Consider the following 24,969-nt stretch of genomic DNA (forward strand, 5'->3'; position numbering starts at 1 on the left):
CCGCTCAGCGCTGGCGGACGTACAGCGGCGCCTGCCCCGGCAACGGCTTCGTCGGCGGCGGCAGCGCGCCGTCGACGCGGTTGATCACGACGTCGCGGTAGTACGGCATGCTCAGGCCTGACTGCGCCGGTCCCGCCAGCAGGCCGGCCATGCCTTTGCCGTACAGGGCATCGGTCGCCTCCACCACCGGCTTGCCGTCGACGTAGCCGCGGATGCGCGTCCCGCTGAACTGCAGCTTCAGCGTATGCCAGCGGTCGGCGGCCGCGCCGGCCAGCGGCGCCCGGGCCAGCACCTTCTCGCCACCCTCGGCCGCATCGTTCGCCGCCTTGATCAGCGCCTGCTGCTCGGCATCGCCGACGAGCGCCTTCTTGTCCACCTTGCCGCGCACGACGACGAGACGCACCTCGCCCGCGCCGTCCAGCTCCAGCAGATAGCCTTTCGGGATCGCGCCGTAGCCGCTGCCCACGTCGTTGATGCGGCCCATCACGGCGGCCGATTCGCCGCCGCGCACCCTCACGTCCGCACTGACCTCGTAGTCGGTCCAGCCGTCGTCGCCGAGGATCGTGTACGGCTTCCAGTCCGGCGCCCACGAATACGGTCGCACGGGCACGCTCTGGCGCAGGCAGATGCGCTGGTCGCCGGGACACGGCGCCAGCTCGAACGCGCCTTCGATGTCGGCGAAGTAGCGCGGCAGATAACCCCAAGCGCGCGCATCGCGGTAACGGTCGAAGTCTACGCGGTACGGGAACGGGAAGGCCTGCTGCGGGGGCACCCCGGCGAATCCGCCCTTTTGCTGGCCGCGCGTGGTCGTCAGCGAATAGATCGCGTCCGGATCGACTGTCAGCGCCACCGCGCCGCCCTCCGGATGCAGGTCCGCGACGTGCACGAACTGTGCGCGCGCATCGCTGCGCCACACGGCCACGTCGGCCGTCGACAGGCCCGCGCCGACCGCCACGCGCACCGTCTGCGGGGCTTTCGCCTTGCGCGTCTCGATGATCACGCTGTAGTCCGGGCCGGGCGATTTCAGCGTCACGTAGCTGCCGCCGTCCTGCAGGGCGCCGCTGCCCTGCGGCACGTAGGTCCATCCGGCCGCCGTGAACTGGCCGTAGTGCGCGTAGGCCCACAGTTGCGGATTGATCTCGTAATGGCCGCTCCATGGCCAGTTCGCCCGGATGGCCGCTTCCTTCACGCCCGAATACGGCTCCATCGTGTACAGGCCCGCGATGCCGTACCAGTTGACGATCTTCGTCACGCCGCTGTCGATCCAGTTCCGGTTGAACGCCTGGACGATCCCCAGCGCGCCGTCGAATCCGGCCACGTAGACGTGCTGCTCGGTATTCCAGATCGGCTTGCCCATGCCGGCCGCCGCCTCGCGCACCCACGTGGGCACGATGTATTCGGGCGCGTTGATGTGGGCACCGATGATGTCGATCGCGTCGCGCAGGCCCGGGTCCTTCGGCATGTCCTTCACGAAATCGAATTTATCGTCGGGCCAGTTATCGAAGCTGTGCAGTTTCACCTTGGAGAATCCGCTGGCGTCGAGGCGCGCGCGCAGCGTCTTTGCGAAATCGTAGCTGACGCCCCGTTCGTTACGGCTGCCGATCGCGTCGAGTTCGAGCCCGTACACCTCGCGCAGGCCTTTCAGCCAGCTGACGTAGTAGTCGGCCCCGTCGGGCGAAAAGAAGTCGCGGTTGGCGCCGTCGCCGATCCAGCCGGGCGCGCTCCACGCGGCGGCGTCCAGGGTCAGTGCGGGATTGCGCCGCTTCGCCTCGCGCAGCACCCACCACGTGTAGCCGCGGCCGTAGTCGACCTCCGTGCGCGTATGGCGGTGGCTGGGCATGGAGCCCTGCGTGGAATTGCCGTCGCCGGGTATCTCCACGATCAGCGCGCTGATCGAGGCGCCGAACTTCGGCTTGTACATCAGGTCGAGGATCTGGCTGCGCTGCGGCTCCGGATAATCCTTCAGCAGCACGGACGTCGCCCCGCCCCCGTCGACGACGCCGATGCCGTCGAAGCGGGTTCCGGGCGCGCGGCCGTCCAGCGTGATGGTCTGGACGCCGGCATGGGCGGGCAGCGCTGCGGCCAGCGCCAGGGATAGCAGGAAGGTTCGTCGTGTAGTCATGGCCGCAGTATGGGCCCCGGCTTACGCGAAGAACAATTCCGATTTCATATGGGAACTTACGAAATCGGCATACCTGCCGCCTTGCCATACCCGCCCCCGCCCGGCGTCTCGATGACGAACACGTCCCCAACCTGCATGTCCACCTTGCCGATATGGCCCAGCTCCTCGACGCGTCCGTCGGCCCGCTCGACGCGATTGCGCCCGCGCGCGCCCGGCGCCCCGCCGGCCACGCCGAACGGCGCATGCACGCGGTTGTTGGACAGGATCGCGGCCGTCATCGGTTCGAGGAAGCGGATGCGCCGCACGCCGCCGTTCCCGCCGTGCCAGCGCCCCACCCCGCCGGAACCGGCGCGGATCGCATAGCTCTCCAGCCGCACGGGGAAACGGAATTCCAGGATCTCCGGGTCCGTCAGCCGGGAATTCGTCATATTGGTCTGCACGACGTCCGTGCCGTCGAAGCCCGGGCCCGCGCCCGAACCGCCGGAGATCGTCTCGTAATACTGGTAGTGCGCATTCCCGAACGTGAAGTTGTTCATCGTGCCCTGCGCCGCCGCCATCACGCCGAGCGCGCCGTACAGCGCGTTCGTGATGCACGTCGACGTCTCCACGTTGCCCGACACGACCGACGCCGGATAGTGCGGATCGAGCATGGAGCCCGGCGGGATGATCACCTTCAGCGGCTTCAGGCAGCCGGCGTTGAGCGGGATCTCGTCGTCGACCAGCGTGCGGAACACGTACAGCACCGCCGCCATGCACACGGCGGATGGCGCATTGAAATTGTTCGGCAGCTGGCCCGATGTGCCCGTAAAATCGATCTCCGCGCTGCGCGCCGCGCGGTCGACGCGGATCGTGACTTCGATGCGCGCGCCGTTATCGAGCTCGTCGACGAAGTGCCCGTCCTGCAGCGCCGTGATCACGCGCCGCACGGCTTCCTCGGCATTGTCCTGCACGTGCCCCATGTAGGCGCGCACGACGTCCAGGCCGTAGAAGGCGACCATCTTGCGCAGCTCGTCGACACCCTTCTGGTTCGCCGCGACCTGGGCCCGCAAGTCGGCCAGGTTCTGGTCCGGATTGCGCGCGGGCCAGCGTGCGCCGGCCAGCAAGGCGCGGGTCTCGGCCTCGCGCAGCACGCCGTCCGCGCCGTCGACCAGCTTGAAATTGTCGATCAGGACGCCCTCCTCCTCGATGTGCGTGGAGTCGGGCGGCATCGATCCCGGCGTCGTGCCGCCGATGTCCGCGTGGTGGCCGCGCGAACCCACGTAGAACAGGATGTCGCGGCCCGCCGCGTCGAACACGGGCGAGATCACCGTCACGTCGGGCAGGTGCGTGCCGCCGTTGTACGGGTCGTTCAGCACGTAGACGTCGCCCGCCTTCATCGTCCCCGCGTTCTTGCGCATCACGGCCTTGATGCTCTCGCCCATCGACCCGAGGTGCACGGGCATGTGCGGCGCGTTCGCGACGAGGTTGCCGTCGGCGTCGAAGATGGCGCAGCTGAAGTCCAGGCGCTCCTTGATGTTGACGGAGTACGCCGTGTTCTGCAGGCGCAGGCCCATCTGCTCGGCGATGGACATGAACAGGTTGTTGAAGATCTCCAGCATCACCGGATCGACCGTCGTGCCGATCGCGTGGCGCTGCGGCAGCGCGTGCACGCGGCGCAGCACGAGGTGGTTGTACGCCGTGACCTCGGCGCGCCAGCCCGACTCCACGATCGTCGTCGCATTCGCTTCCGCGATGATGGCCGGGCCGTCGATGACGTCGCCCGGCGCGATGTCCTGGCGGCGGTACACGCCCGTGTCGCGCCACGCGCCGTCCGCAACCATCCTTACCGTCTCGAACACCGGCGCGGCGCCGACGCGCGCAACGGCGTCCACCTGCCGCTCGGGCGGCGCATCGGAGTGACCCAGCGCTTCCACCGACACGGCTTCCACGACGAGCGCCTTGCCCGGCATCAGGAAGGAAAAGCGCCTGCGGTAGGCCTGCTCGAATTGCGCCTGCAACGCGGCGCGGTCGCCATCCGGCACGACGATGGCGGAATCGGTGCCTTCGTAGCGCAGGTGCACGCGGCGCAGCACGTCGATGCGCTCCGGCGCCACGCCCTGCGCCGCGAGGTCGGCCCGCGCCGCGTCCGCCAGCACATCCAGCTCGGCCGCCAGGGCATCGGGTCCGACGTCGTCCAGCCGGCGTTCGACGGCTCGCTCGCGCATCGCGCCCTGGTCGGCGAGGCCCATGCCATAGGCCGAGAGCACGCCCGCCAGCGAATGGATGAACACCGTCTTCATGCCCAGTGCGTCCGCGACGAGGCAGGCGTGCTGGCCGCCCGCGCCGCCGAAGCTCGCGAGTGCGTAGTCCGTGACGTCGTGTCCGCGCTGCACCGAGATCTGCTTGATCGCGTTCGCCATATTGCCCACGGCGATGCGGATGAAGCCCTCGGCGACGGCTTCGGGCTGCGGCCGCGTCCCCGTCGCGCGTTCGACGTCGTCGGCCATCGCTTCGAAGCCCGCGCGCACGGCGGCGGCGTCGAGCGGCTGGTCCGCACCAGGTCCGAACAGGCGCGGGAAGTGCTGCGGCTGGATCTTGCCGAGCATGACGTTGCAGTCCGTGACGGCCAGCGGTCCGCCGCGCCGGTAGCTCGCGGGCCCCGGATTCGCGCCGGCGCTGTCCGGCCCCACGCGGTAGCGGCTGCCGTCGAAATGCAGGATCGAGCCGCCGCCCGCGGCGACGGTGTGGATGCTCATCATGGGCGCGCGCATGCGCACGCCGGCCACCTGCGTCTCGAACACGCGCTCGAACTCGCCCGCATAGTGCGACACATCCGTCGACGTGCCGCCCATGTCGAAGCCGATGATGCGCTCGAAGCCGGCCAGGCGGCTCGCGCGCACCATGCCGACGATCCCGCCGGCCGGACCGGACAGGATGCTGTCCTTGCCGTGGAAGGCGCGCGCGTCCGCCAGGCCGCCGCTGGACTGCATGAACTGCAAATTCACGCCCGGCAGCTCGGACGCCACCTGGTCCACGTAGCGGCGCAGGATCGGCGACAGGTAAGCGTCGACGACCGTGGTGTCGCCCCGCGCCACGAGTTTCATGAGGGGACTCGTCGCATGCGACACGGACACCTGCGTAAAGCCGATGGCGCGGGCGATGCGCGCGACGGCTTCCTCGTGCTGGTGGTAGCGATAGCCGTGCATGAACACGATGGCGAGCGCGCGGATGCCGGTGTCGTACGCGGCCTGCAAGTCGCGCCGCGCGGCCGCTTCGTCGAGCGGCACGACGACGTCGCCGTGGGCGCCGATGCGTTCGTCCACTTCGATCACGCGGCCGTACAGCAGCTCGGGCAGCACGATGTGGCGGTCGAACAGGCGCGGACGGTTCTGGTAGGCGATGCGCAACGCGTCACGGAAACCCCGCGTGATCGCGAGCACGGTGGGTTCGCCCTTGCGCTCCAGCAGCGCATTGGTCGCGACCGTCGTGCCCATCTTGACGGCGTCCACCCGTCCGGCGGGGATCGGCGCGCCGGGCGCCAGGCCGAGCAGGTGACGGATGCCGGCCACGGCCGCGTCCCGGTACTGTTCAGGATTATCCGACAGGAGCTTGTGCGTCACGAGGACGCCGTCGGGCCGGCGCGCCACGATGTCCGTGAACGTACCGCCGCGGTCGATCCAGAACTGCCAATCCATCGTATGCCCCCAGTATGTCATCGAGCGGCTATTGTAGTCGCGCGCGGCGCCGATTTTGGCGACAATGCAGTTTTCGCAACCCTCACGCCTGGAACCGCCATGGACAATCCGCTCTACAGCGTCGCGCAGATCCGCGCCATCGAACAGGCCGCGCAGTCGCAGCTCCCGCCGGGCACGTTGATGCGACGCGCCGGCGAGGCCGCATCCACGTATGCGCTCGAATTGCTCGGCGGCCTGCCGACGGGCCGCATCCTCGTGCTGGCCGGCCCCGGAAACAACGGCGGCGATGCGCTGGAAGTGGCCGCGAACCTGGCCAATTTCGGCGCGAACGTGGACATCGTCCACCTCGCCGGCCCGGCGCCGTCGCCCGAAACCCGGCACGCCCTCGCGCGGGCCCAGGCCAGCCGGGCGCGCTTCGTGGCGGACCTCGCGGACTGCCATGGCTGCTGCCTCGTCGTCGACGGCCTGTTCGGCATCGGCCTCGCGCGTCCGCTCGCGGGCGAGGCGCGCGCGCTCGTCAAACGCACGCACGGCATGACGTGTCCGGTGCTCGCGCTGGACGTGCCGAGCGGCCTCGATGCGGACACGGGGTGCGTCGTGGGCCCGGACGGCATCGCCGTGCGCGCCACGCATACGATCACCTTCCTCGGCGACAAACCGGGCCTGCACACGGGCGACGGCTGCGACCACGCGGGCCGCGTTCACGTCAACCGCCTCGGTGCACATGGCCTGCACACGGAAGCCGCGCACGCGCGCCTGAACGCGCCCGCACTGTTCGCGGGCTGTCTCGCGCCGCGCCGCAACAATTCGCACAAGGGCACCTATGGCGACGTCGCCGTGCTGGGCGGCGCGCGCGGGATGGCGGGTGCCGGCATCCTGGCGGCGCGCGCGGCGCTGTATGCGGGCGCGGGCCGCGTGTTCGTGGCGGCCGTCGATCCGGGACCGAGCCTCGACCCGCTGCAGCCGGAGATCATGTTCCGCGACGCGGGGGGCTTCGCGTTCGACGGCCGCACGGTCGTCGCCGGTCCGGGCATGGGCGATTCCGCCGGCGCCACGCACCTGCTGTCGAAAGTCGTCGACGGCACGGGGCCGCTCGTGGTCGATGCGGACGCGCTGAACCTGTGCGCGGCCAGCCCCGACCTGGCCGCCCGCCTGGCCGCGCACGACGGCGACGTGGTCATCACGCCGCACCCGCTGGAAGCCGCACGCCTGCTGGGCGTGACGGCCGCCATCGTGCAGGCCGACCGGCTGGAACATGCGCGCGAACTGGCGCAGCGTCTGGATGCCGTCGTCGTGCTGAAAGGCGCGGGCAGCGTCATCGCGCGGCCAGACGGTGAAGTGGCGCTGAATGCGACGGGCAATCCGGGCCTTGCCACGGGTGGCACGGGCGACGTGCTGGCGGGCCTCGTCGGCACCCTGCTGGGCCAGGGCTGGCCCGCCTGGGAAGCGGCGCTGGCGGCGACGTGGCTGCACGGCGCGGCGGCCGACCGGCTCGTGGCGAGCGGCGTCGGCCCGATCGGCCTCACGGCGGGCGAGCTGCCGCGTGCGATCCGTGCCGAGCTGAATGCGCTCGTGGCCGACGCCGCGCTCGCGTAGACGCTCAGACGGCCAGGCGGCCCGCGGCGATCGTCAGCGTGCGGCCGCAGCGCGCGGCCATGGCGGGATCGTGGGTGACGAGCACGAGGGTCGAGCCGCGCTCGCGATTCAGTTCGAACATCAGCTGGATGACGGCTTCGCCGGTGGCGGCATCGAGGCTGCCCGTGGGCTCGTCCGCGAACAGCAGCGGCGGTTCGGTGACGAAAGCGCGGGCCAGCGCAACACGCTGCTGCTCGCCGCCCGACAGGTACTTCGGATAGTGGCGCAGGCGGCTCGACAGCCCCACGCGGCCCAGCATCGCCTCGGCTTTTGCGCGGGCATCCGCATCGCCCCGCAATTCCAGCGGCAGCATCACGTTTTCCACCGCGTTCAGGTGCGCGAGCAGCTGGAACGACTGGAACACGAAGCCCAGCTTCGCCTTGCGGAACGCGGCGCGGCCATCCTCGTCGAGGGCGAAGATATCCGTACCGTCGAGCAGGACCTGGCCCGACGATGGCGTATCGAGGCCGGCCAGCAGGCCGAGCAACGTGGACTTGCCGGAGCCGGAAGCGCCGACGAGGGCGAGCGTCTCGGCCGGTTGCACGGTAAAATCCACCTCGTGCAGGATGGTGAGCTCGCCGCTGGCATCCGCCACGCGCTTCGACAGGCCGCGGACCTCGATGGCCGGCCTTGCCGTTCCGCTCACACTTGAACTGCCTTTTGACGCCTCGGGAATATCACGCATGCTTGCTTTACTCAGGAAATGGACGATCGCTGCCGTCGCGGTTCTTGGCATGGCCGCGGCGGGGAGCGCCTATTCTGCCCCAAAAACCGTGCTCGTGGTGGGCGACAGCCTGTCCGCCGAATACGGCCTCGCGCGCGGCACCGGCTGGGTCGCCCTGCTGGAGCAGCGCCTGAAGGCCGAGAAGATCGACGCCCGCATCGTCAACGCCAGCATCAGCGGCGAGACGACGAGCGGCGGCCGCACCCGCCTGCCTGCCCTGCTGCAGCGGCACAGGCCGGACGTCGTCGTGCTGGAACTGGGCGCGAACGACGGCCTGCGCGGCCTGCCGGTGCCGGCCGCCGCGGACAACCTGCGCACGATGATCCAGCTCGCGCAGCGGAACAGGGCTAAAGTCCTGCTCGTCGGCATGCGCATGCCGCCCAACTACGGCCGCGCCTACACGGAACGCTTCGCCGGCATGTACAAGGACCTCGCAGGCACCTACAAAGTGCCGCTGGTGCCGTTCATGCTGGACGGCGTCGCGCAGGACGCGGCCAACTTCCAGGCCGACCGCATGCACCCGCTCGCGACCGCCCACCCGACCATCCTCAACAACATCTGGCCGCAATTCGCGCCTCTCGTCAAACGATAATGAAATACCCTGCAGTCCTCGGCGTCGACGACGTCCTGCCCGTGCTCGACCAGTTCGACACCATCATCGACGCGCGCAGCGAGTCCGAGTTCGCGCTCGACCGCATCCCGGGCGCCATCAACTGTCCCACGCTGGACGACGCGCAGCGCGTCCTCGTCGGCACCACGTACAAGCAGGTCGGCGCCTTCGAGGCGAAGAAGATCGGCGCCCCGCTCGTCGCGCAGAACATCGCGCGCCACATCGAGACGCTGTTCGCCGCCAAGCCGAAGGACTGGAAGCCGCTCGTCTACTGCTGGCGCGGCGGCAACCGCAGCGGCTCGATGGCGCTCATTTTCGCCAAGATCGGCTGGCCCGTCGTGCAGCTCGACGGCGGCTACAAGGCCTATCGCGCCTACGTCGCGGCCGCGCTGGAAAACCCGCCTCCGCTCGATTTCCGCGTCATCTGCGGCACGACGGGCAGCGGCAAGAGCCGCCTGCTCGAAACGCTGGACGCCATCGGCGCGCAGGTGCTCGACCTGGAGCGCCTCGCCGCGCACCGCGGCTCCGTCCTCGGCCACCTGCCGGGCGAGCCGCAGCCGAGCCAGAAGATGTTCGAGACGCGCATCTGGGACAAGTTGCGCCGCTTCGATCCGTCGCGGCCCGTGTTCGTGGAATCGGAGAGCAAGAAGGTGGGCAACCTGCGCGTGCCGGAAGCGGTCATGGAACGCATGCGCGCCTCACCCTGCATTTCGCTCCAGCTGGGCCGTTCCCTCCGCGTGCAGTTGCTGATGGAAGACTACCACCACTTCTGCGCCGACCCCGGCGCGCTGAATGCGCAGCTCGACCATCTGGTGCAGCTGCACGGCTGCGCGCGCATCGAAACGTGGCAGCAGATGGCCAATACGGGACAGATGCCGGAACTTGTGGATCAACTGCTCGTCGAGCACTACGACCCGGCCTACCTGCGCTCGATCGACCGGAACTTCGTGCAGTACCCGAAGGCGGAGACGCTGACCCTGCCGGGCATCTCGAAGGACGACTTCATCGCGGCGGCGCGGCACCTCCATACCCAGGGCGGGCACACCGTGCCCACGCGCTCGACGGACATAGGCGCCCTCGAGATGCCGGACGACCGTCCGGTCGGTTGAACGCGTGGGCGGGGGGGGCGCCCAACCTGCCCGCAACGCGGCATTCGCCGCGACGCCCCACCGCATTCATTCCGCCGCCAGATAACCCTGTGACGCGGCCTTGTCCTGGTCCTGGAACACGGCCATCGCCGTCGCCATGCGCCGGAAGCCGTAGCGCGCATAGAACCCCTCCTTGCCGGGCACCGAATACAGGATGATCTTCGCGTGCCCGCGCGACAGCTCGACCAGGTGCGCGATCAGCGCGTCGCCCAGGCCGCGTCCCTGGTGGCTGGGCAGGATCGCCACGTCGCAGATGTAGGAACAGTCGAGGCCGTCGGCCAGCGCGCGTCCGGCCGCGACCAGCACGCCGTCCTCGTAGCCGAACCGGCGGAACATGCTGTTCGTGAACACGGTTTTCAGGCGCTCCGGCGACTTGTTCCCGAGCGGCGCCTTGCGGTACAGCTCGGAAAGCTCGTTCCAATCGATAGCGTCGAGCGTATCAGTCCAGGTCACGGTCATGGTTGTCCTTGCGTTGTGGATCGAATCGCGATTGTAGCGGTGTCGCAAAGAAAAAGCCCGGTCCGCTCGCGCGGCCGGGCTGTCGAGGACGCGTCCGGATTTACTCGGACTTCGCGCCGAGATCGGCAGGCTTGACGTTGATCTTCGCCTTCGCCTTGTGCTTCAGCGCTTCGACGAAGCCATAGGTCTCGGCATTGCCGACGGCGCGGCCGATCTGTTCCGCTTCCTGCTTGCGGCGCGCCACGTCCGGCTGGGCCGGCTGGCTTACCTTGTTGATGCGGTAGACGCCATAACCCACGCCCGGGATGTCGACGCCGACATAGGCCGGCAGCTTGCTCGCGTCCGCCTTCAGCACGGCGACCGCGGCCGTTTCGTTGATCGTCGGCTGCTTCGTGCGCGCCACGATCTTCGCTTCGCCGAAGCCGGCGGTATCGCCCGATGCCTTGGCGGCGGCCAGTTTCGCTTCGCCGGCCTGGCGTGCCAGCTTGGCCGCTTCTTCCTGCGTCACGCGCTGGCGGATGGCGGCTTCGACGTCGGCCAGCGGACGCTTGGTCGTCGGCTTGAATTCCACGACGCGGCCTGCGACCAGCGTACCCGGCGCCACTTCGACGGCGTCCGTGTTGCGCTTGTTCTTCACCGCGTCGCTGCCGAAGATCGCTTCCAGGAACTTCGGATTGTTGACCGGCGACGGGCCCAGGGCCGGGTTCGGCGCGCGGGTCAGGCCTTCGGCGGTCTGGATCGTCAGGCCCAGCTTGTCGGCGACCGGCTTCAGGCTGTCCGACTGCTCGTACACGGTGTTGCGGAAGGTTTCCGCCAGCTCGGTGTACTTGGCCGACATCTTCGCCTTCTTGAGCTCGGCAGCGATCTCCGGCTTCGCCTCTTCCAGCGACTTCTGGGTTTCCGGCACGATCTTCGTGATCTTGATGATGTGGTAGCCGAATTCCGAACGGACGAGTCCGCTGACTTCGCCTTCCTTCAGGCCGTAGATCGCGTCTTCGACGGGCTTGACGAACACGCCCTTCTGCACGACGCCCAGGTCGCCGCCCAGCTCGGCCGAGCCCGGATCCTGCGATTGCGCCTTGGCGATCTTCGCGAAGTCGTTCGGGTTCTTGCGCACGTCATCCAGGATCGCCTGCGCCTTGGCCTTCGCGGCGGCGTCCTCGGCGGCCGAGGCGCCCTTCTTCACGTTGATCAGGATGTGGCTGGCGGTGCGCTTTTCCGGCGTGGTGAAGCGCGCCTTGTTCTTGTTGTACGCGTCGGCGATTTCGGCGTCGGACACGTTGACCTGCTTCTCGACGGCGGACGCATCGAACACGACGTACTCGGCCTTGACGGATTCCGGCACCTGGAACAGCGCCGCATTCTTGTCGTAATAAGCCTTGACCATGTCATCCGTGACCTTGACCTGCGAAACGTAGTTCGCCGCCGGGAACAACTGCTCCTGCACTTCGCGCTCTTCGTCGTTGATGTCCGACAGGCGGTTGGCGACGGTACGCGGTGCGAACGCGGTCTGCTGCACGGAACCGACGAGCTGCTGCACGGCCAGGTCGTGGCGCATGCGCTGGTCGAACATCTCCGGCGTCATGCCCTGCGCGGCCAGCGCGGCCTTGTAGCGGTCCATGTCGAACGTGCCGTCTTCCTTGCGGAACGCCTGGATCTCGAGGATCGCCTTCTGCAGCGCGGCGTCGCTCACCGTCAGGTGGTTGCGGACGATCTCGGCGTTGATGGCGCGCTCGGCCACGAGCTGGTCGAGCACGGCCTGCTTCGCTTCCGGCGTCTCGAACAGTTTCTGGTCGAACTGCTCGCCCATCATCTGGCGGGCCTGGTCCAGCTGGCGGCGCTGGGCGGCTTCCCACTCCTGCTGGGTGATCTTCTTCCCGTCCACGGTCGCCACACCATCGTTGCTGCCGCGTTCGTTGTAGCTGCTGACGCCGACCAGAACGAACGACGGAACGATCAGCAGCAGCAGGAAGAACTGCATCAGGCGCTGGTGAGTACGGATAAATTCAAACATGGTCAGCCAATCAAGGTTGAAAATGCGTTATCGAAAAACTTAAAAAAAAAGGCGAACCTAGGTTCGCCTCTCTTTCAGTATCTGGCGGAGCGGACGGGACTCGAACCCGCGACCCCCGGCGTGACAGGCCGGTATTCTAACCAACTGAACTACCGCTCCAGATTCTTTTGCATTTCGGTGACGGAGCGGACGGGGCTCGCCGACGTTCCGCCGGCCGCGGAATCGCTTGCAAGCGATTCCCTTCGATCCCTAAACCGTGTTGCCCGCAGGGGCAACACTACGTCTGCTAAACCGTGGCGGAGCGGACGGGGCTCGAACCCGCGACCCCCGGCGTGACAGGCCGGTATTCTAACCAACTGAACTACCGCTCCACGAAATACTGGGTACTACTCGACTGACTGGAATCCAGCAGCGTCCTGCTGCGTGTCAGCGCAGCGGAGGCATTAGTTTACTGCATCTTTCAGTGCTTTACCAGCCTTAAATTTCGGGACCTTGGCCGCCTTGATCTTGATGGCTTCCTTCGTGCGCGGATCGCGGCCCGTGCGTGCGGCGCGCTCGCCGACGGTGAACGTGCCGAAGCCGACCAGCGTCACGCTGTCGTTGTTCTTCAACGTGTTGGTCACAGCGTCGATCATGGCATCGAGGGCGCGTGCCGCGGAAGCTTTGGTCAGGTCCGCAGACTTCGCGATTTCTTCGATCAGTTCAGTTTTGTTCACTTTCTTCCCTCGTTGTGCGTTCTGGACACGGTCTGCACGACCGGGTCGGATTGACCGTCGGCAAAAACCGCAAGGGCGTATTAAACAAGCCGACAATGCGTTGTGTCAAGTAACGCACGAGCAACTGCGCGACATAAAAAAACGGCACCCGAAGGTGCCGCATGTCACGCTGCCCAGCAGGCTCAGTGCTTGACGACGCCGCCCTGGCCGTCGCTCGTGGCGGTCGTCACCGACGACGAGGACGCCGCTACCGCCGGCACGTCGACGATCGGTTCCGGCTGGCGTTCCAGTGCCACTTCCAGCACTTTCTCGATCCAGCGCACCGGCACGATCTCGAGCTTGTTCTTGACGTTGTCAGGAATGTCCGCGAGATCCTTCACGTTCTGCTCGGGGATCAGCACGGTCTTGATGCCGCCGCGCTGGGCCGCCAGCAGCTTTTCCTTCAGGCCGCCGATCGGCAGGACTTCGCCGCGCAACGTGATCTCGCCCGTCATCGCCACATCGGCGCGAACCGGGATGCCCGTGAACACCGACACCAGCGCCGTCGTCAGGCCGATACCGGCGGACGGACCGTCCTTCGGCGTCGCGCCTTCCGGCAAGTGAACGTGGATGTCGGTCTTCTCGAACACCTCGTTCTTGATGCCCAGGCGCGCCGCACGGCTGCGGACCACGGTGCGCGCGGCTTCGATCGATTCCTTCATCACGTCGCCCAGCGTACCGGTACGGATGACGGCACCTTTACCCGGCACCTGCACGGCTTCGATCGTCAGCAGGTCGCCGCCGACTTCCGTCCACGCGAGGCCCGACACCTGGCCGATCTGGTTTTCCTTCTCGGCCACGCCGAAGTCGTAACGGCGGACACCCAGGAATTTATCCAGGTTCTTCGACGACACGATCACGCGCTTGCTGTCCTTCTTGAGCAACAGCATCTTGACGACCTTGCGGCAGATCTTCGAGATTTCGCGCTCGACCGAACGCACACCGGCTTCGCGGGTGTAGTAGCGGATGATGTCGCGGATCGCCGCCTCGTCGACCTTGATCTCTTCATCCTTCAGGCCGTTCGCCTTGATCTGCTTCGGCAGCAGGTAGCGCTGCGCGATACTCGTCTTCTCGTCCTCGGTGTAACCCGACAGGCGGATCACTTCCATACGGTCCAGCAGGGCCGGCGGGATGTTGAACGAGTTCGACGTCGCCACGAACATCACGTCCGACAGGTCGAAGTCCACCTCGACGTAGTGGTCCGAGAACGTGTGGTTCTGCGCCGGATCCAGCACTTCGAGCAGGGCCGACGACGGGTCGCCGCGGAAGTCCGCGCCCATCTTGTCGATTTCGTCCAGCAGGAACAGCGGGTTGCGGACGCCGACCTTCGCCAGCGACTGCAGCACCTTGCCCGGCATCGAGCCGATATAGGTACGGCGGTGGCCGCGGATCTCGGCTTCGTCACGGACGCCGCCCAGTGCCATGCGGACATACTTGCGGTTCGTCGCGCGGGCGATCGATTCGCCCAGCGACGTTTTACCGACGCCCGGAGGGCCGACGAAGCACAGGATCGGCGCCTTCAGCTTGTCGACGCGCTGTTGCACCGCGAGGTATTCGAGGATGCGTTCCTTGATCTTGTCGAGGCCGTAGTGGTCGGCTTCCAGGACTTCCTGGGCCTTTTCCAGGTCGATCGTGACCTTGGATTTCTTTTTCCACGGCAGCGACACGAGCGTGTCGATGTAATTGCGCACGACGGTGGCTTCGGCCGACATCGGCGACATCAGCTTGAGCTTCTTGATCTCGGCCTGGGCTTTGTCCATGGCCTCCTTCGGCATCTTGGCGGCGATGACCTTCTTCTCGAGTTCCTCGATGTCGGCACCCTCTTCGCCTTCGCCCAGTTCCTTCTGGATGGCCTTGACCTGTTCGTTCAGGTAGTACTCGCGCTGCGATTTCTCCATCTGGCGCTTGACGCGGCCGCGGATGCGCTTTTCGACCTGCAGGATGTCGAGCTCGCCCTCAAGCTGGCCGAGCAGGTGCTCCAGGCGCTTGGCGACGTTGAAGATTTCCAGGATGACCTGTTTCTGCTCGAGTTTCAGCGGCAGGTGGGCCGCGACGGTGTCGGCCAGGCGGCCGGCGTCGTCGATACCGGCCAGCGAAGCCAGGATCTCGGGCGGGATCTTCTTGTTCAGTTTGACGTACTGGTCGAACTGCTGGACGATCGCGCGGCGCATTGCCTCGACTTCGGAGTCGTCGCCGATTTCCGAATTGATCGGAGTCAGGTCGGCGATGAAATGGCTCGGCCCGTCGTTGATGTGATTGATGCGTGCACGCTGCGCGCCTTCGACCAACACCTTCACGGTGCCGTCCGGCAGCTTCAGCATTTGCAGAATATTGGCCACGCAGCCGATCTCGTAGATGTCTGCGGCGGAGGGTTCGTCCTTGGCAGCGGCCTTTTGGGCGGCGAGCATGATGCTCTTACCCTGTTCCATGGCAGCCTCGAGCGCCTTGATGGATTTCGGGCGGCCAACGAACAGCGGTATCACCATATGCGGGAACACCACCACGTCGCGCAGGGGCAGCAGGGGCAGCGTCATTTGCTCGGTCAATTTGGAAGTTGTCATGGCATACCTTATAGAAAGCGTGTAGACGATGTGGGAGCACACTGTCGAAACACAATACCGGCCCGGAAATATTTTCTACAAGTAAAAAAACTTTAACTTGATACGAATAATAGCCGTTTCTACAAAAGTCCTGAATTCAAATAAAAAAGCCACTTCACAGCATCGGCCGCGAGTGGCTTTTCGATTGAAGCCGTCTTTTGTTGAGATTGATTGTACCGTCTCAACTCAGCGATTCAATACCTTTGTTGTGTTTGCGCCCGGAAATTTTTCAGCTTGGTTCAATTTTCGCCTGCAGCCTTCGGCGATTCGCTGTAAATCAGCAAAGGTTTCGCGCCATTCGTGATCGTATTTTCATCGATGACGACTTTCACGACATTTTGCTGGCTCGGCAATTCATACATCACGTCGAGCAGAGCGTGTTCCAGGATCGAACGGAGGCCACGTGCGCCGGTCTTGCGCGCCAATGCCTTCTTGGCAATCGCGTGCAGGGCCGCCGGGCGGATTTCCAGTTCGGCGCCTTCCATATCCAGCAGTTTCGAATACTGCTTGATGAGGGCGTTTTTCGGTTCGACCAGAATCTGGATCAAAGCCTCTTCCGTGAGCTCGCTCAGGGTAGCTACGACAGGCAGACGGCCGACAAGTTCCGGAATCAGGCCGAACTTGATCAGGTCTTCCGGTTCCGCTTCCAGCAGGATATCGCTGACGGAACGCTGCGTCTGGCTCTTGACGCTGGCCGCGAAGCCGATGCCGCTCTTTTCCGAACGGTTCTGGATGATCTTGTCCAGGCCGTCGAATGCGCCGCCGCAGATGAACATGATGTTCGTCGTGTCGATCTGTACGAAATCCTGGTTCGGATGCTTGCGGCCGCCCTGCGGGGGCACCGACGCCATCGTGCCTTCGATCAGCTTCAGCAGCGCCTGCTGCACGCCCTCGCCCGACACGTCGCGGGTGATGGACGGGTTGTCGGACTTGCGCGAAATCTTGTCGATCTCGTCGATGTAGACGATGCCGCGCTGGGCTTTCTCGACTTCGTAGTTGCAGCTCTGCAGCAGCTTCTGGATGATGTTCTCGACGTCCTCGCCGACATAGCCGGCTTCCGTCAGCGTGGTCGCGTCGGCGATCACGAACGGGACGTTCAGCATGCGCGCCAGGGTCTGGGCCAGCAGGGTTTTACCGGAACCGGTCGGGCCGACGAGCAGGATGTTGCTCTTGGCCAGTTCGACGTCGTCCTTCTTGCCCAGGTGCTTCAGGCGCTTGTAATGGTTGTAGACCGCCACCGACAGGATGCGCTTCGCCGTTTGCTGGCCGATGACATATTGATCGAGCAGTTCGGCGATCTCGTGCGGAGTCGGCAGGTCGGACTTGGCGCCCGCCACCGATTCGACGTTCGAGGTCTCGTCGCGGATGATGTCATTGCACAGGTCAATACACTCGTCGCAGATGAAGACCGAAGGTCCAGCGATGAGCTTCTTGACCTCGTGCTGGCTCTTGCCGCAGAACGAGCAGTACAGGAGTTTTTCGCCGCTAGAGGATTTTTTGTCTGACATGGGGCAGGTTTCAGTTGAATTGCTATGAATATAACGCTAATACGAGGGCGCAACAAGTGCGCACGACACCATGCTACCCGATTTGAAAACAAAACGCCCGAAGCGCTGTCGCGTCCGGGCGTATTTGAGCAACAGTTGTCGAGTGCACCAAGCGATCTCGAAAACCGCGCGGTGTACCCTCAGCCGCGGTTCGTCAGAACCTTGTCGATGAGACCATATTCCACGGCCTCTTCGCTCGACATGAAGCGGTCGCGATCGGTATCCTTGTGGATCTGTTCGATCGTCTGGCCGGTGTTGTCCGCCATGATGCGGGCCAGGCGTTCGCGCAGGTACAGGATTTCCTTGGCCTGGATCTCGATGTCCGACGCCATGCCCTGCGAGCCACCGGACGGCTGGTGGATCATGACACGCGAGTTCGGCAGCGAGAAGCGCTTGCCCTTGGCGCCGGCGGCCAGCAGGAACGCGCCCATCGAGGCGGCCAGGCCGGTGCACAGCGTCGACACGTCGGGCTTGATGAAGTTCATCGTGTCGAAAATGGCGAGGCCAGCCGACACGGAACCACCCGGCGAGTTGATGTACAGCGAGATGTCCTTGTCCGGATTCTCGCTTTCCAGGAACAGCAGCTGGGCCACGATGAGGTTGGCCATCTGGTCGTTGACAGGGCCGACCAGGAAAATGACGCGCTCCTTCAGCAGGCGCGAGTAGATGTCGTAGGCGCGCTCGCCGCGGCCGCTCTGCTCGATCACCATCGGCACGAGGCCGAGGGCTTGGGTATCCAATGCCGGATTACGATTCATACCTGTCAATTCCTTTGTAAAAGTTACGAAGCCGCACTATCTCAGACTTCTCTCAAGAACGTCGTACGGCTTCATCAAGGAAGTTAAGCCTGTGCAGCGCTTCCCATCAGCTCGTCAAAGGCGATGTCCTTGGTCGTCACCTTTGCCTTGCCGAGCACATAGTTAACGACGTTTTCTTCCAATACAAGAGCTTCCACTTCGCCCAGGCGACGACGGTCGCTGTAGTAGTACTTCAGGACTTCCTTCGGATCTTCGTAGCTCTGCGAGAAGTCTTCGATCTGGGCCTTCACCTGCTCTTGCGTGGCTTGCAGGTTGTTCTCCGAGACCAGCTGCGACAGGATCAGGCCCAGGCGCACGCGGCGCTCGGCCTTGGTGGCGAACAGGTCGGCCGGGAATGGCAGGCTCTGCACGTCCATGCCGCGCTGGGCCATGTCCTGGCGGGTCTGCTCGGCCAGGCGCTGCGAATCCTGCTCGATCATGACCTTCGGCACGTCCATTTCGGTGTGCTTGACCAGGGCGTCCATCACGGCTTCCTTGTTGCGGGCCTTGATGCGGGCGTTGACTTCACGCTCCAGGTTGACCTTGATGTCTTCGCGCATTTTCTCGATGCTGCCATCTTCGATGCCCAGCGTCTTGGCGAACTCGGCGTCGACTTCCGGCAGGTGCGCCCATTCCAGCTTCTTCAGCGTGATGGTGAACTCGGCGGTTTTACCGGCCACGTCCTTGCCATGGTAGTCTTCCGGGAAGGCCAGCGGGAAGGTCTTCGACTCGCCCACTTTCAGGCCGACGGTCGCGGCTTCGAATTCCGGCAGCATGCGGCCTTCGCCCAGCACGAATGCATAGTCTTCGGCTTTGCCGCCCGGGAATTCAACGCCGTCGATGACGCCGACGAAGTCGACGGTCACGCGGTCGCCGTTCGCTGCGACCGGCTCGCCGCCATCACCGTGCTCACCGGCTTCGCCCTTGGTGTGGTAGTGCACGCGCTGCTTGCGCAGGATGTCGATGGTCTTGTCGATCTCGGCATCGGTCACGTCGGTCTTGACGGTCTCGATCTCGATCCCCTCCAGGCCCGGCAGCGACACTTCCGGATAGACTTCGAAGGTCGCGTCGAAGGCCAGCATGCCTTCCGGTGCGTCCTGCTTCGGCTCGATTTTCGGCATGCCGGCAACGCGCAGCTGCGCTTCGTCCGCGGCACTGCTGAACGCCTGACCGACTTTGTCGTTCAGCACGTCGGACTCGATCTGGTAGCCGTACTGCGCAGCGACCATCTTCAGCGGCACCTTGCCCGGACGGAAGCCCGGAGCACGAGCGGTCTTGGCCTGCTTCTTGAGGCGCTTTTCAACTTCCGTACGTACGTCGCTCAGCGGAAAAGAGATCGTCAAGCGACGCTCGAGTTTACCCAGGTTTTCGACTGCAGTTGCCATTGTAAAAATCGTCCAAAAAAATAATTGTTCGTGGTGCGAGGAAGGGGACTCGAACCCCTACACCATTGCTGGCGTCAGGACCTAAACCTGGTGCGTCTACCAATTTCGCCATCCTCGCGCAGGATTGCTGATCTTGCCACAAAAACAAAGGGCGCCCGACAATGAAACCGGCCGCCCTGAATCCAATGTCTAGGGGCTACAACTTCAACCCGATATTTTACTGGATTTTCTGACACCATTGGGCAGATTTTAAATCGTATCAAATCGCCCGATATTTCAAGGATTTACGACCGCCTCCCGGGTGTGCACCGGCCGCTTTACCCGGAACCATGCGGCATACAGCGCCGGCAGGAACAACAGCGTGAGCGCCGTGGCGACCAATAATCCGCCCATGATCGCGATCGCCATCGGGCCCCAGAACACGGAACGGGACAGCGGGATCATCGCCAGCGCCGCCGCGGCGGCCGTCAGCAGGATCGGCCGGCACCGCCGCACCGCGCTTTCCACGATCGCTTCCCACGCCGGGTGCCCGGCCGCGATGTCCTTTTCGATCTGGTCGACGAGGATCACGGAATTGCGCACCACCATGCCGAACAGCGCGATCACGCCAAGGTTGGCCACGAAGCCGAACGGCGCATTGAACAGCAGCAGCCCCATCGCGGCACCCGCGATGCCCAGCGGCCCGGTGAGGAAGACCATCACGGACCGCGAGAAGCTGTGCAGCTGCAGCATCAGCAGGGTGAACACGATGAACAGCACCAGCGGGACGTTCGCCGAGATCGAGTCTTCCGCCGTCGAACTGTTCGCGGCCGCGCCTTCCAGCTTGATCCGGTAGCCGGCCGGCAGCTTCGCGCGCAGCGCGTCCAGTTTCGCATTGACCTGGTCGGACACGGTCGGTCCCTGCACGCCTTCGACGACGTCCGACTGGACCATGATCGCCCACTCGCGCCCGTAGCGCTGCACGACACCCGGTTCCCACACGAATTCGATGCGCGCCAGCTGCGACAGCGGCACGGCCCTGCCGGACGGCGTCGGCACGTTCGTGTTGGCGAGCACGGACATGTTCGAGCGCTCGTCCAGCGGCTGGCGCACGACGATGTCGATCAGTCGGTTGCTTTCCCGGAACTGGCCCACCGTCGTTCCCGACAGGAGGGTCGCGATCGTGCGGCGCACGGTCTGCGACGTGACGCCCAGCGCGCGCATCTTGTCCTGGTCCAGTTCCAGCCGCAGCACTTTCACGGACTCGTTCCAGTTGTCGTTCACGCCCACCGTGTTCGGGTTGGCGATCATGATCTCCTTCACCTGGTCGGCGACCTTGCGCACGACGCCGATGTCCGGCCCCATCACCTGGAACTGCACCGGGTACGGCACCGGCGGCCCGTTCGGCAGCAGTTTGACGCGGCCGCGCACTTCGGGGAAGTCCGACTTGAACCTGTCCTCGATCTTGCGCTTGAGGGCATCGCGCTGATGGACGTTCTTCGGCAGCACGACGAATTGCGACACGTTCGACGCCGGGAAGATCTGGTCCAGCGGCAGGTAGAAGCGCGGGCTGCCCGTGCCGATGTACGACGTCACGCTGTCCGTCTCCGGCTGCGCGCGGGCAAAGGCTTCGAATTTCTTGGCCAGCGCCTCGTTGACGGCGAAGCTCGTCCCTTCCGGCGCCCACATCTCGACCATCAGTTCGGGGCGGCTCGAATCGGGGAAGAACTGCTTCTCGATGAACTTGAAGCCGAACACGCCCAGGAAGAACACGGCGAGCGACAGCACGATCGTCGTCTTGCGCCATTCCACGCAGCGGTCGACGAGACGGCGGAAGCGCTGGTACATCGGCGTGTCGAACACGTCGTGGTGCCCGTCGCCGTGAGGTTTTACCCGCAGGAGGATGAAACCGATGTAGGGCGTGAACGTGACGGCGACGACCCACGACACGAGCAGCGCGATCGCGTTCACGGAAAACATCGAGAACGTGTACTCGCCGGCCGCCGATTTCGCGAGGCCGATCGGCAGGAAGCCGGCCGCCGTGATCAGCGTGCCGGTCAGCATGGGGAACGCGGTCGACGTGTACGCGAACGTGGCCGCGTCGAAGCGCGACATGCCCTCGTCCATCTTCCGCACCATCATCTCCACGGCGATGATGGCGTCGTCCACGAGCAGGCCCAGCGCGATGATCAGCGCACCCAGCGAGATCTTGTGCAGCGAAATGTCGAACACGCGCATGAACAGGAACGTAATGGCCAGCACGAGGGGAATCGTCAGCGCGACGACGAGGCCGGGGCGCACGTCGAGGCGCAGCTTCGGCTTCGTGTGCAGGCCGAGCGCGACGAACGACACGACCAGAACGACGACGACGGCCTCGATCAGGCTGTGCATGAATTCGCTGACGGACGCCGTGACGGCGGCGGGCTGGTTCGACACGCGCTCCAGTTCGATGCCGACGGGGAGCTGGCTGCGGATGCGTTCGACCGTCTGTTCCAGGCCCTTGCCCAGCTCGATGATATTGCCGCCCTTCTCCATCGACACGCCCAGGCCGATCACGTCCTTGCCGTTGAAGCGCATCTTGTCGTGCGGCGGATCCTCGTACGCGCGCTCGACTCTTGCGAAATCGCCGAGGCGGAACGTCGTGTTCCCCGCGCGCAGGCTCAGGTCCTCGAGCTGCTTGACGGTCTTCAGGCCGCCGGTAACGCGCACCTGCAGGTTTTCCAGCGGCGTCACGAGCACGCCGGCCGACTCGATGCCGTTCTGCGTGGCGATCTGGTTCACGATCTGCTCGAACGGGATGCCCAGCTGCGCGAACTTCTGCTGCGAGAACAGGATGTTGACTTTTTCCTGCTGCACGCCGAACTGCTCGACCTTCGACACGAGCGGCACGGCGAGCAGCTGCTGGCGCACGAAATCGGCGTAGTCGCGCATCTCGGCATAGGTAAATCCGTCGCCCGACAGCGCGAAGATGGAGCCGTACGTGTCGCCGAATTCGTCGTTGAAGAACGGCCCGATCACGCCGGGCGGCAGGGTCCCCGCGATGTCGCCGACTTTCTTGCGCACCTGGTACCACACGCCCTGCACCTCCGCCGGCGGCGTGGATTCCTTCAGTTCGATGATGATCGTCGTCTCGCCCGGCTTGGAAAAGCTGCGCAGCTTGTCGATGTGCGGCGTCTCCTGCAGCTTCTGTTCGAGCTTGTCCGCCACCTGCTGGGCCATCTGCACGGACGTGGCGCCGGGCCAGTACGCGGTCATGACCATCACGCGGAAGGTGAACGGCGGGTCCTCGTCCTGGCCCAGTTCGCCGTAGCTGATGATGCCGCCGATGAGCAGCGCGGCGATCAGGTAGCGGGTCAGCGGGATGTTTTCCAGCGCCCAGCGCGACAGGTTGAAGCCTCTCATTTCAAAACCTCCTGAGGGCCCCCGACCGGTGAAACCTCCTGAGGGCCCCCGACCGGTGCCCCCCGGGCACCGGTCGCTTCCGCCTCCGCATCGCCGCGGCGCGCGACGTCCGCGGTCAGCACCTTCACTTTCTGGCCTGGCTTCAGCAGATGCACGCCGGCCGTGACGACCGTCTGGCCCGGCTTCACGCCGCCCGCGAGCACCACGTCGTTGCCGGACACGCCGCCGACCTGCACGGGCACGAGGTGTACGGCGCCGTTCTCGATTACCCACACCGACGTCGCGCCCTTGTTCTGGTACAGCGCGGACAGCGGCACCTTGATCGCGGTACCCGTGTTCGCATGCGCCAGCTGGACGACGGCGGTCATGCCGAGGCGGATGTCTTCCTGCGCCGGGATCGCCACTTTCACGGTGTACGTGCGCGTGGCGGGATCGGCCACCGGCGCCACTTCGCGGATCTTGCCCGGAATGCCGCGGTCCGGATCCGCCCACAGCCGGACCTTTACCGTGCTCACCTTGCGCAGCTCGTCGACCTGGTCTTCCGGCACGCCGATCACCACTTCCTTCTCGTCCGTCCGCGCCACGCGCACGACCGGGGTGCCGGCCTGCACGACCTGGCCCACTTCCGCATCGATGCCCGTCACGACGCCGTCCGTGTCGGAAACGAGGTTCGCATAACCCGTCTGGTTGGCCTGCTCGCTCGACGCGGCGCGCGCCGCCTCCACGTTCGCCTGCGCCGAGCGTGCGGCCGCCACTTTCTGGTCGAGCACCGCCTGGCTGACGAAGCTCTGGCCGCGCAGGTCCTGGTAGCGCTTCAGGTCCGCGCGCGCCAGCTCGTACGTCGTTTGCGCCGCGCGCAGGTTCGCCTGGGCCTGGGCCTGCCCGAGCCGGAGGTCCTGCGGATCGAGCTGCATCAGCACCTGGCCGCGCTTGACGACCGTGCCCACGTCCACCTTGCGGGCGCTGATCTTGCCCCCGACGCGGAAACCGAGGCGGGATTCGTAACGGGGCCGGACGTCGCCGGAAAACTCCGCCGACGAACCGACCGTGCCCGTCGCGAGCGTGAGGGCACGCACGGGGCGTACGTCTTCGGCGGGGGTGTCGTTACGGGAGCAGCCTGCCAGCGATACGGCGGCCAGGACCAGGGTCAAAGGAACGGCGAACGAAAAAGCACGCATTGTTTTCCTCATGGTGGCCCGGCCGGGACGGCGAGGCACTGTCGTGGATTTAGCCTAGCAATTATAATCATGCAATTATCGCCAGTAAATGACTTTAGAGTCAGCAATCTACAGAGTCGCATGGCCGTCGACCATTACGAAAACTTCCCTGTCGCGTCGATCCTCCTCCCCCGCCGCCTCGTGCCCGCGGTGGAGGCGATCTATGCGTTCGCCCGCAGCGCCGACGACCTCGCCGACGAGGGCGACGCCACCCCGGCCGAACGCCTGGCCGCCCTGCAGGCGTACGAGGCGGCGCTGGACGCCATCGCGGCCGGCAAGCCCCCGGCCGAGCCCATGTTCCAGCGCCTCGCCGCCGTGCTGGCGGAATACAGGCTGCCCCTGCAGCCGCTGCGCGACCTGCTCTCGGCCTTCAAGCAGGACGTCGTCACGACGCGCTACCCGGATTTCCCGCACCTGCTGGATTACTGCCGGCGCTCCGCCGATCCGGTCGGGCGCCTGATGCTGGGGCTGTACGGCGTGGACGACGCGACGAGCCTGCGCGAGTCGGACGCCGTCTGCACGTCGCTCCAGTTGATCAACTTCTGGCAGGACGTCGCCATCGACATCGCCAAGGGCCGCATTTACCTGCCCCTGGACGATCTCGTTCGCTTCGGCGTGACCCAGGACGTCATCGAGGAGGGCCGCATGAACCCCGCCTGGCGTGCGCTGATGCGCTTCGAGGTGGACCGGGCGCGCGCACTGATGCTGGAAGGCGCGCCGCTCGCCACCCGCCTGCCGGGCCGCATCGGCTGGGAGTTGCGCATGGTCGTCCAGGGCGGCATGCGCATCCTGGAAGCGATCGAACGCGTGGATTACGACGTGTTCCGGCGCCGTCCGCGCCTGAAACGCCTCGACTGGCTCACGGTAGGCTGGCGCGCACTACGTATGTAACGCCTCATCG

At 65.5% G+C, this 24,969-nt stretch carries 16 protein-coding genes and 3 tRNA genes; 4 read left to right on the forward strand and 15 right to left on the reverse strand.

The annotated features are described in order from the left end of the window. Positions 1 to 4: 4 nt before the first annotated feature. Both ACL58G_RS21025 and ACL58G_RS21030 read right to left on the reverse strand, forming a co-directional pair. Positions 5 to 2,122 carry a hypothetical protein gene (locus tag ACL58G_RS21025; RefSeq protein ID WP_440963036.1) on the reverse strand — a complete coding sequence of 706 codons (2,118 nt, stop codon included), beginning with the start codon at positions 2,120 to 2,122 and terminating at the stop codon, positions 5 to 7. Positions 2,123 to 2,178: 56 nt separating this feature from the next. Then, entirely contained in the window at positions 2,179 to 5,796 is a 3,618-nt protein-coding gene (locus tag ACL58G_RS21030) for a hydantoinase B/oxoprolinase family protein (protein WP_440963037.1), read from the reverse strand. Between the two features lie 99 nt (positions 5,797 to 5,895). On the opposite strand from ACL58G_RS21030, the gene ACL58G_RS21035 reads away from it, so the two are divergent. Next, positions 5,896 to 7,392, forward strand: coding sequence for an NAD(P)H-hydrate dehydratase (locus tag ACL58G_RS21035; RefSeq protein ID WP_440963038.1), 1,497 nt, complete (start codon positions 5,896 to 5,898; stop codon positions 7,390 to 7,392). 4 nt (positions 7,393 to 7,396) lie between these two features. Here the strand turns inward: ACL58G_RS21035 and ACL58G_RS21040 are convergent, their stop codons facing one another. Then, a complete protein-coding gene (locus ACL58G_RS21040) occupies positions 7,397 to 8,116 on the reverse strand; it encodes an ABC transporter ATP-binding protein (protein ID WP_413343676.1) in 720 nt (239 codons plus the stop codon). On the opposite strand from ACL58G_RS21040, the gene ACL58G_RS21045 reads away from it, so the two are divergent. Together ACL58G_RS21045 and mnmH are read left to right on the forward strand one after the other, a co-directional pair. After that, on the forward strand, positions 8,115 to 8,747 hold the full coding sequence (locus ACL58G_RS21045; RefSeq protein ID WP_413388545.1) for an arylesterase: 633 nt from the start codon (positions 8,115 to 8,117) through the stop codon (positions 8,745 to 8,747). The two genes, ACL58G_RS21040 and ACL58G_RS21045, sit on opposite strands and share 2 nt — an antisense overlap. Then, positions 8,747 to 9,874: a tRNA 2-selenouridine(34) synthase MnmH gene (gene mnmH / locus ACL58G_RS21050; RefSeq protein WP_440963039.1), complete on the forward strand. Its 1,128-nt coding sequence runs from the start codon at positions 8,747 to 8,749 to the stop codon at positions 9,872 to 9,874. Before ACL58G_RS21045 ends, mnmH begins: the two co-directional genes overlap by 1 nt. Before the next feature lie 66 nt (positions 9,875 to 9,940). Here mnmH and ACL58G_RS21055 read toward each other — a convergent pair whose 3' ends face one another. The 12 genes from ACL58G_RS21055 to ACL58G_RS21110 form a co-directional block, all read right to left on the reverse strand. Further along, positions 9,941 to 10,372 carry a GNAT family N-acetyltransferase gene (locus ACL58G_RS21055; RefSeq protein ID WP_413343670.1) on the reverse strand — a complete coding sequence of 144 codons (432 nt, stop codon included), beginning with the start codon at positions 10,370 to 10,372 and terminating at the stop codon, positions 9,941 to 9,943. A 100-nt stretch (positions 10,373 to 10,472) separates the two neighbouring features. Continuing rightward, positions 10,473 to 12,386 carry a SurA N-terminal domain-containing protein gene (locus ACL58G_RS21060; protein ID WP_440963040.1) on the reverse strand — a complete coding sequence of 638 codons (1,914 nt, stop codon included), beginning with the start codon at positions 12,384 to 12,386 and terminating at the stop codon, positions 10,473 to 10,475. 82 nt (positions 12,387 to 12,468) lie between these two features. Further along, positions 12,469 to 12,545 (reverse strand) — tRNA-Asp (locus ACL58G_RS21065). A gap of 135 nt (positions 12,546 to 12,680) precedes the next feature. Beyond that, a tRNA-Asp gene (locus ACL58G_RS21070) sits at positions 12,681 to 12,757 on the reverse strand. A gap of 72 nt (positions 12,758 to 12,829) precedes the next feature. Continuing rightward, positions 12,830 to 13,153, reverse strand: a complete 324-nt coding sequence (locus ACL58G_RS21075; RefSeq protein ID WP_413389115.1) for an HU family DNA-binding protein — start codon at positions 13,151 to 13,153, stop codon at positions 12,830 to 12,832. A gap of 131 nt (positions 13,154 to 13,284) precedes the next feature. After that, positions 13,285 to 15,702, reverse strand: a complete 2,418-nt coding sequence (gene lon / locus ACL58G_RS21080) for an endopeptidase La (protein WP_440963041.1) — start codon at positions 15,700 to 15,702, stop codon at positions 13,285 to 13,287. Between the two features lie 278 nt (positions 15,703 to 15,980). After that, on the reverse strand, positions 15,981 to 17,249 hold the full coding sequence (clpX, locus tag ACL58G_RS21085) for an ATP-dependent Clp protease ATP-binding subunit ClpX (protein WP_056129433.1): 1,269 nt from the start codon (positions 17,247 to 17,249) through the stop codon (positions 15,981 to 15,983). A gap of 179 nt (positions 17,250 to 17,428) precedes the next feature. Continuing rightward, on the reverse strand, positions 17,429 to 18,046 hold the full coding sequence (clpP, locus tag ACL58G_RS21090; protein ID WP_166861694.1) for an ATP-dependent Clp endopeptidase proteolytic subunit ClpP: 618 nt from the start codon (positions 18,044 to 18,046) through the stop codon (positions 17,429 to 17,431). Positions 18,047 to 18,129: 83 nt separating this feature from the next. Next, the gene (tig, locus tag ACL58G_RS21095; RefSeq protein ID WP_413388542.1) at positions 18,130 to 19,470 is read right to left on the reverse strand and encodes a trigger factor; all 1,341 of its coding nucleotides are present in this window, start codon (positions 19,468 to 19,470) and stop codon (positions 18,130 to 18,132) included. Between the two features lie 31 nt (positions 19,471 to 19,501). After that, positions 19,502 to 19,588, reverse strand: a tRNA-Leu gene (locus tag ACL58G_RS21100). A gap of 158 nt (positions 19,589 to 19,746) precedes the next feature. Further along, positions 19,747 to 22,851, reverse strand: coding sequence for an efflux RND transporter permease subunit (locus ACL58G_RS21105; RefSeq protein ID WP_440963042.1), 3,105 nt, complete (start codon positions 22,849 to 22,851; stop codon positions 19,747 to 19,749). Then, entirely contained in the window at positions 22,848 to 24,029 is a 1,182-nt protein-coding gene (locus ACL58G_RS21110) for an efflux RND transporter periplasmic adaptor subunit (RefSeq protein WP_440963043.1), read from the reverse strand. The genes ACL58G_RS21105 and ACL58G_RS21110 overlap by 4 nt, the downstream gene beginning before the upstream one ends. A 120-nt stretch (positions 24,030 to 24,149) precedes the next feature. Between ACL58G_RS21110 and hpnC the strand changes: the two genes are divergently transcribed. After that, positions 24,150 to 24,959, forward strand: coding sequence for a squalene synthase HpnC (gene hpnC, locus ACL58G_RS21115; RefSeq protein WP_440963044.1), 810 nt, complete (start codon positions 24,150 to 24,152; stop codon positions 24,957 to 24,959). Positions 24,960 to 24,969: the final 10 nt, after the last annotated feature.

The sequence above is a fragment of the Massilia sp. GER05 genome (assembly GCF_052056005.1).
Lineage (GTDB): Bacteria > Pseudomonadota > Gammaproteobacteria > Burkholderiales > Burkholderiaceae_D > Telluria > Telluria orientalis.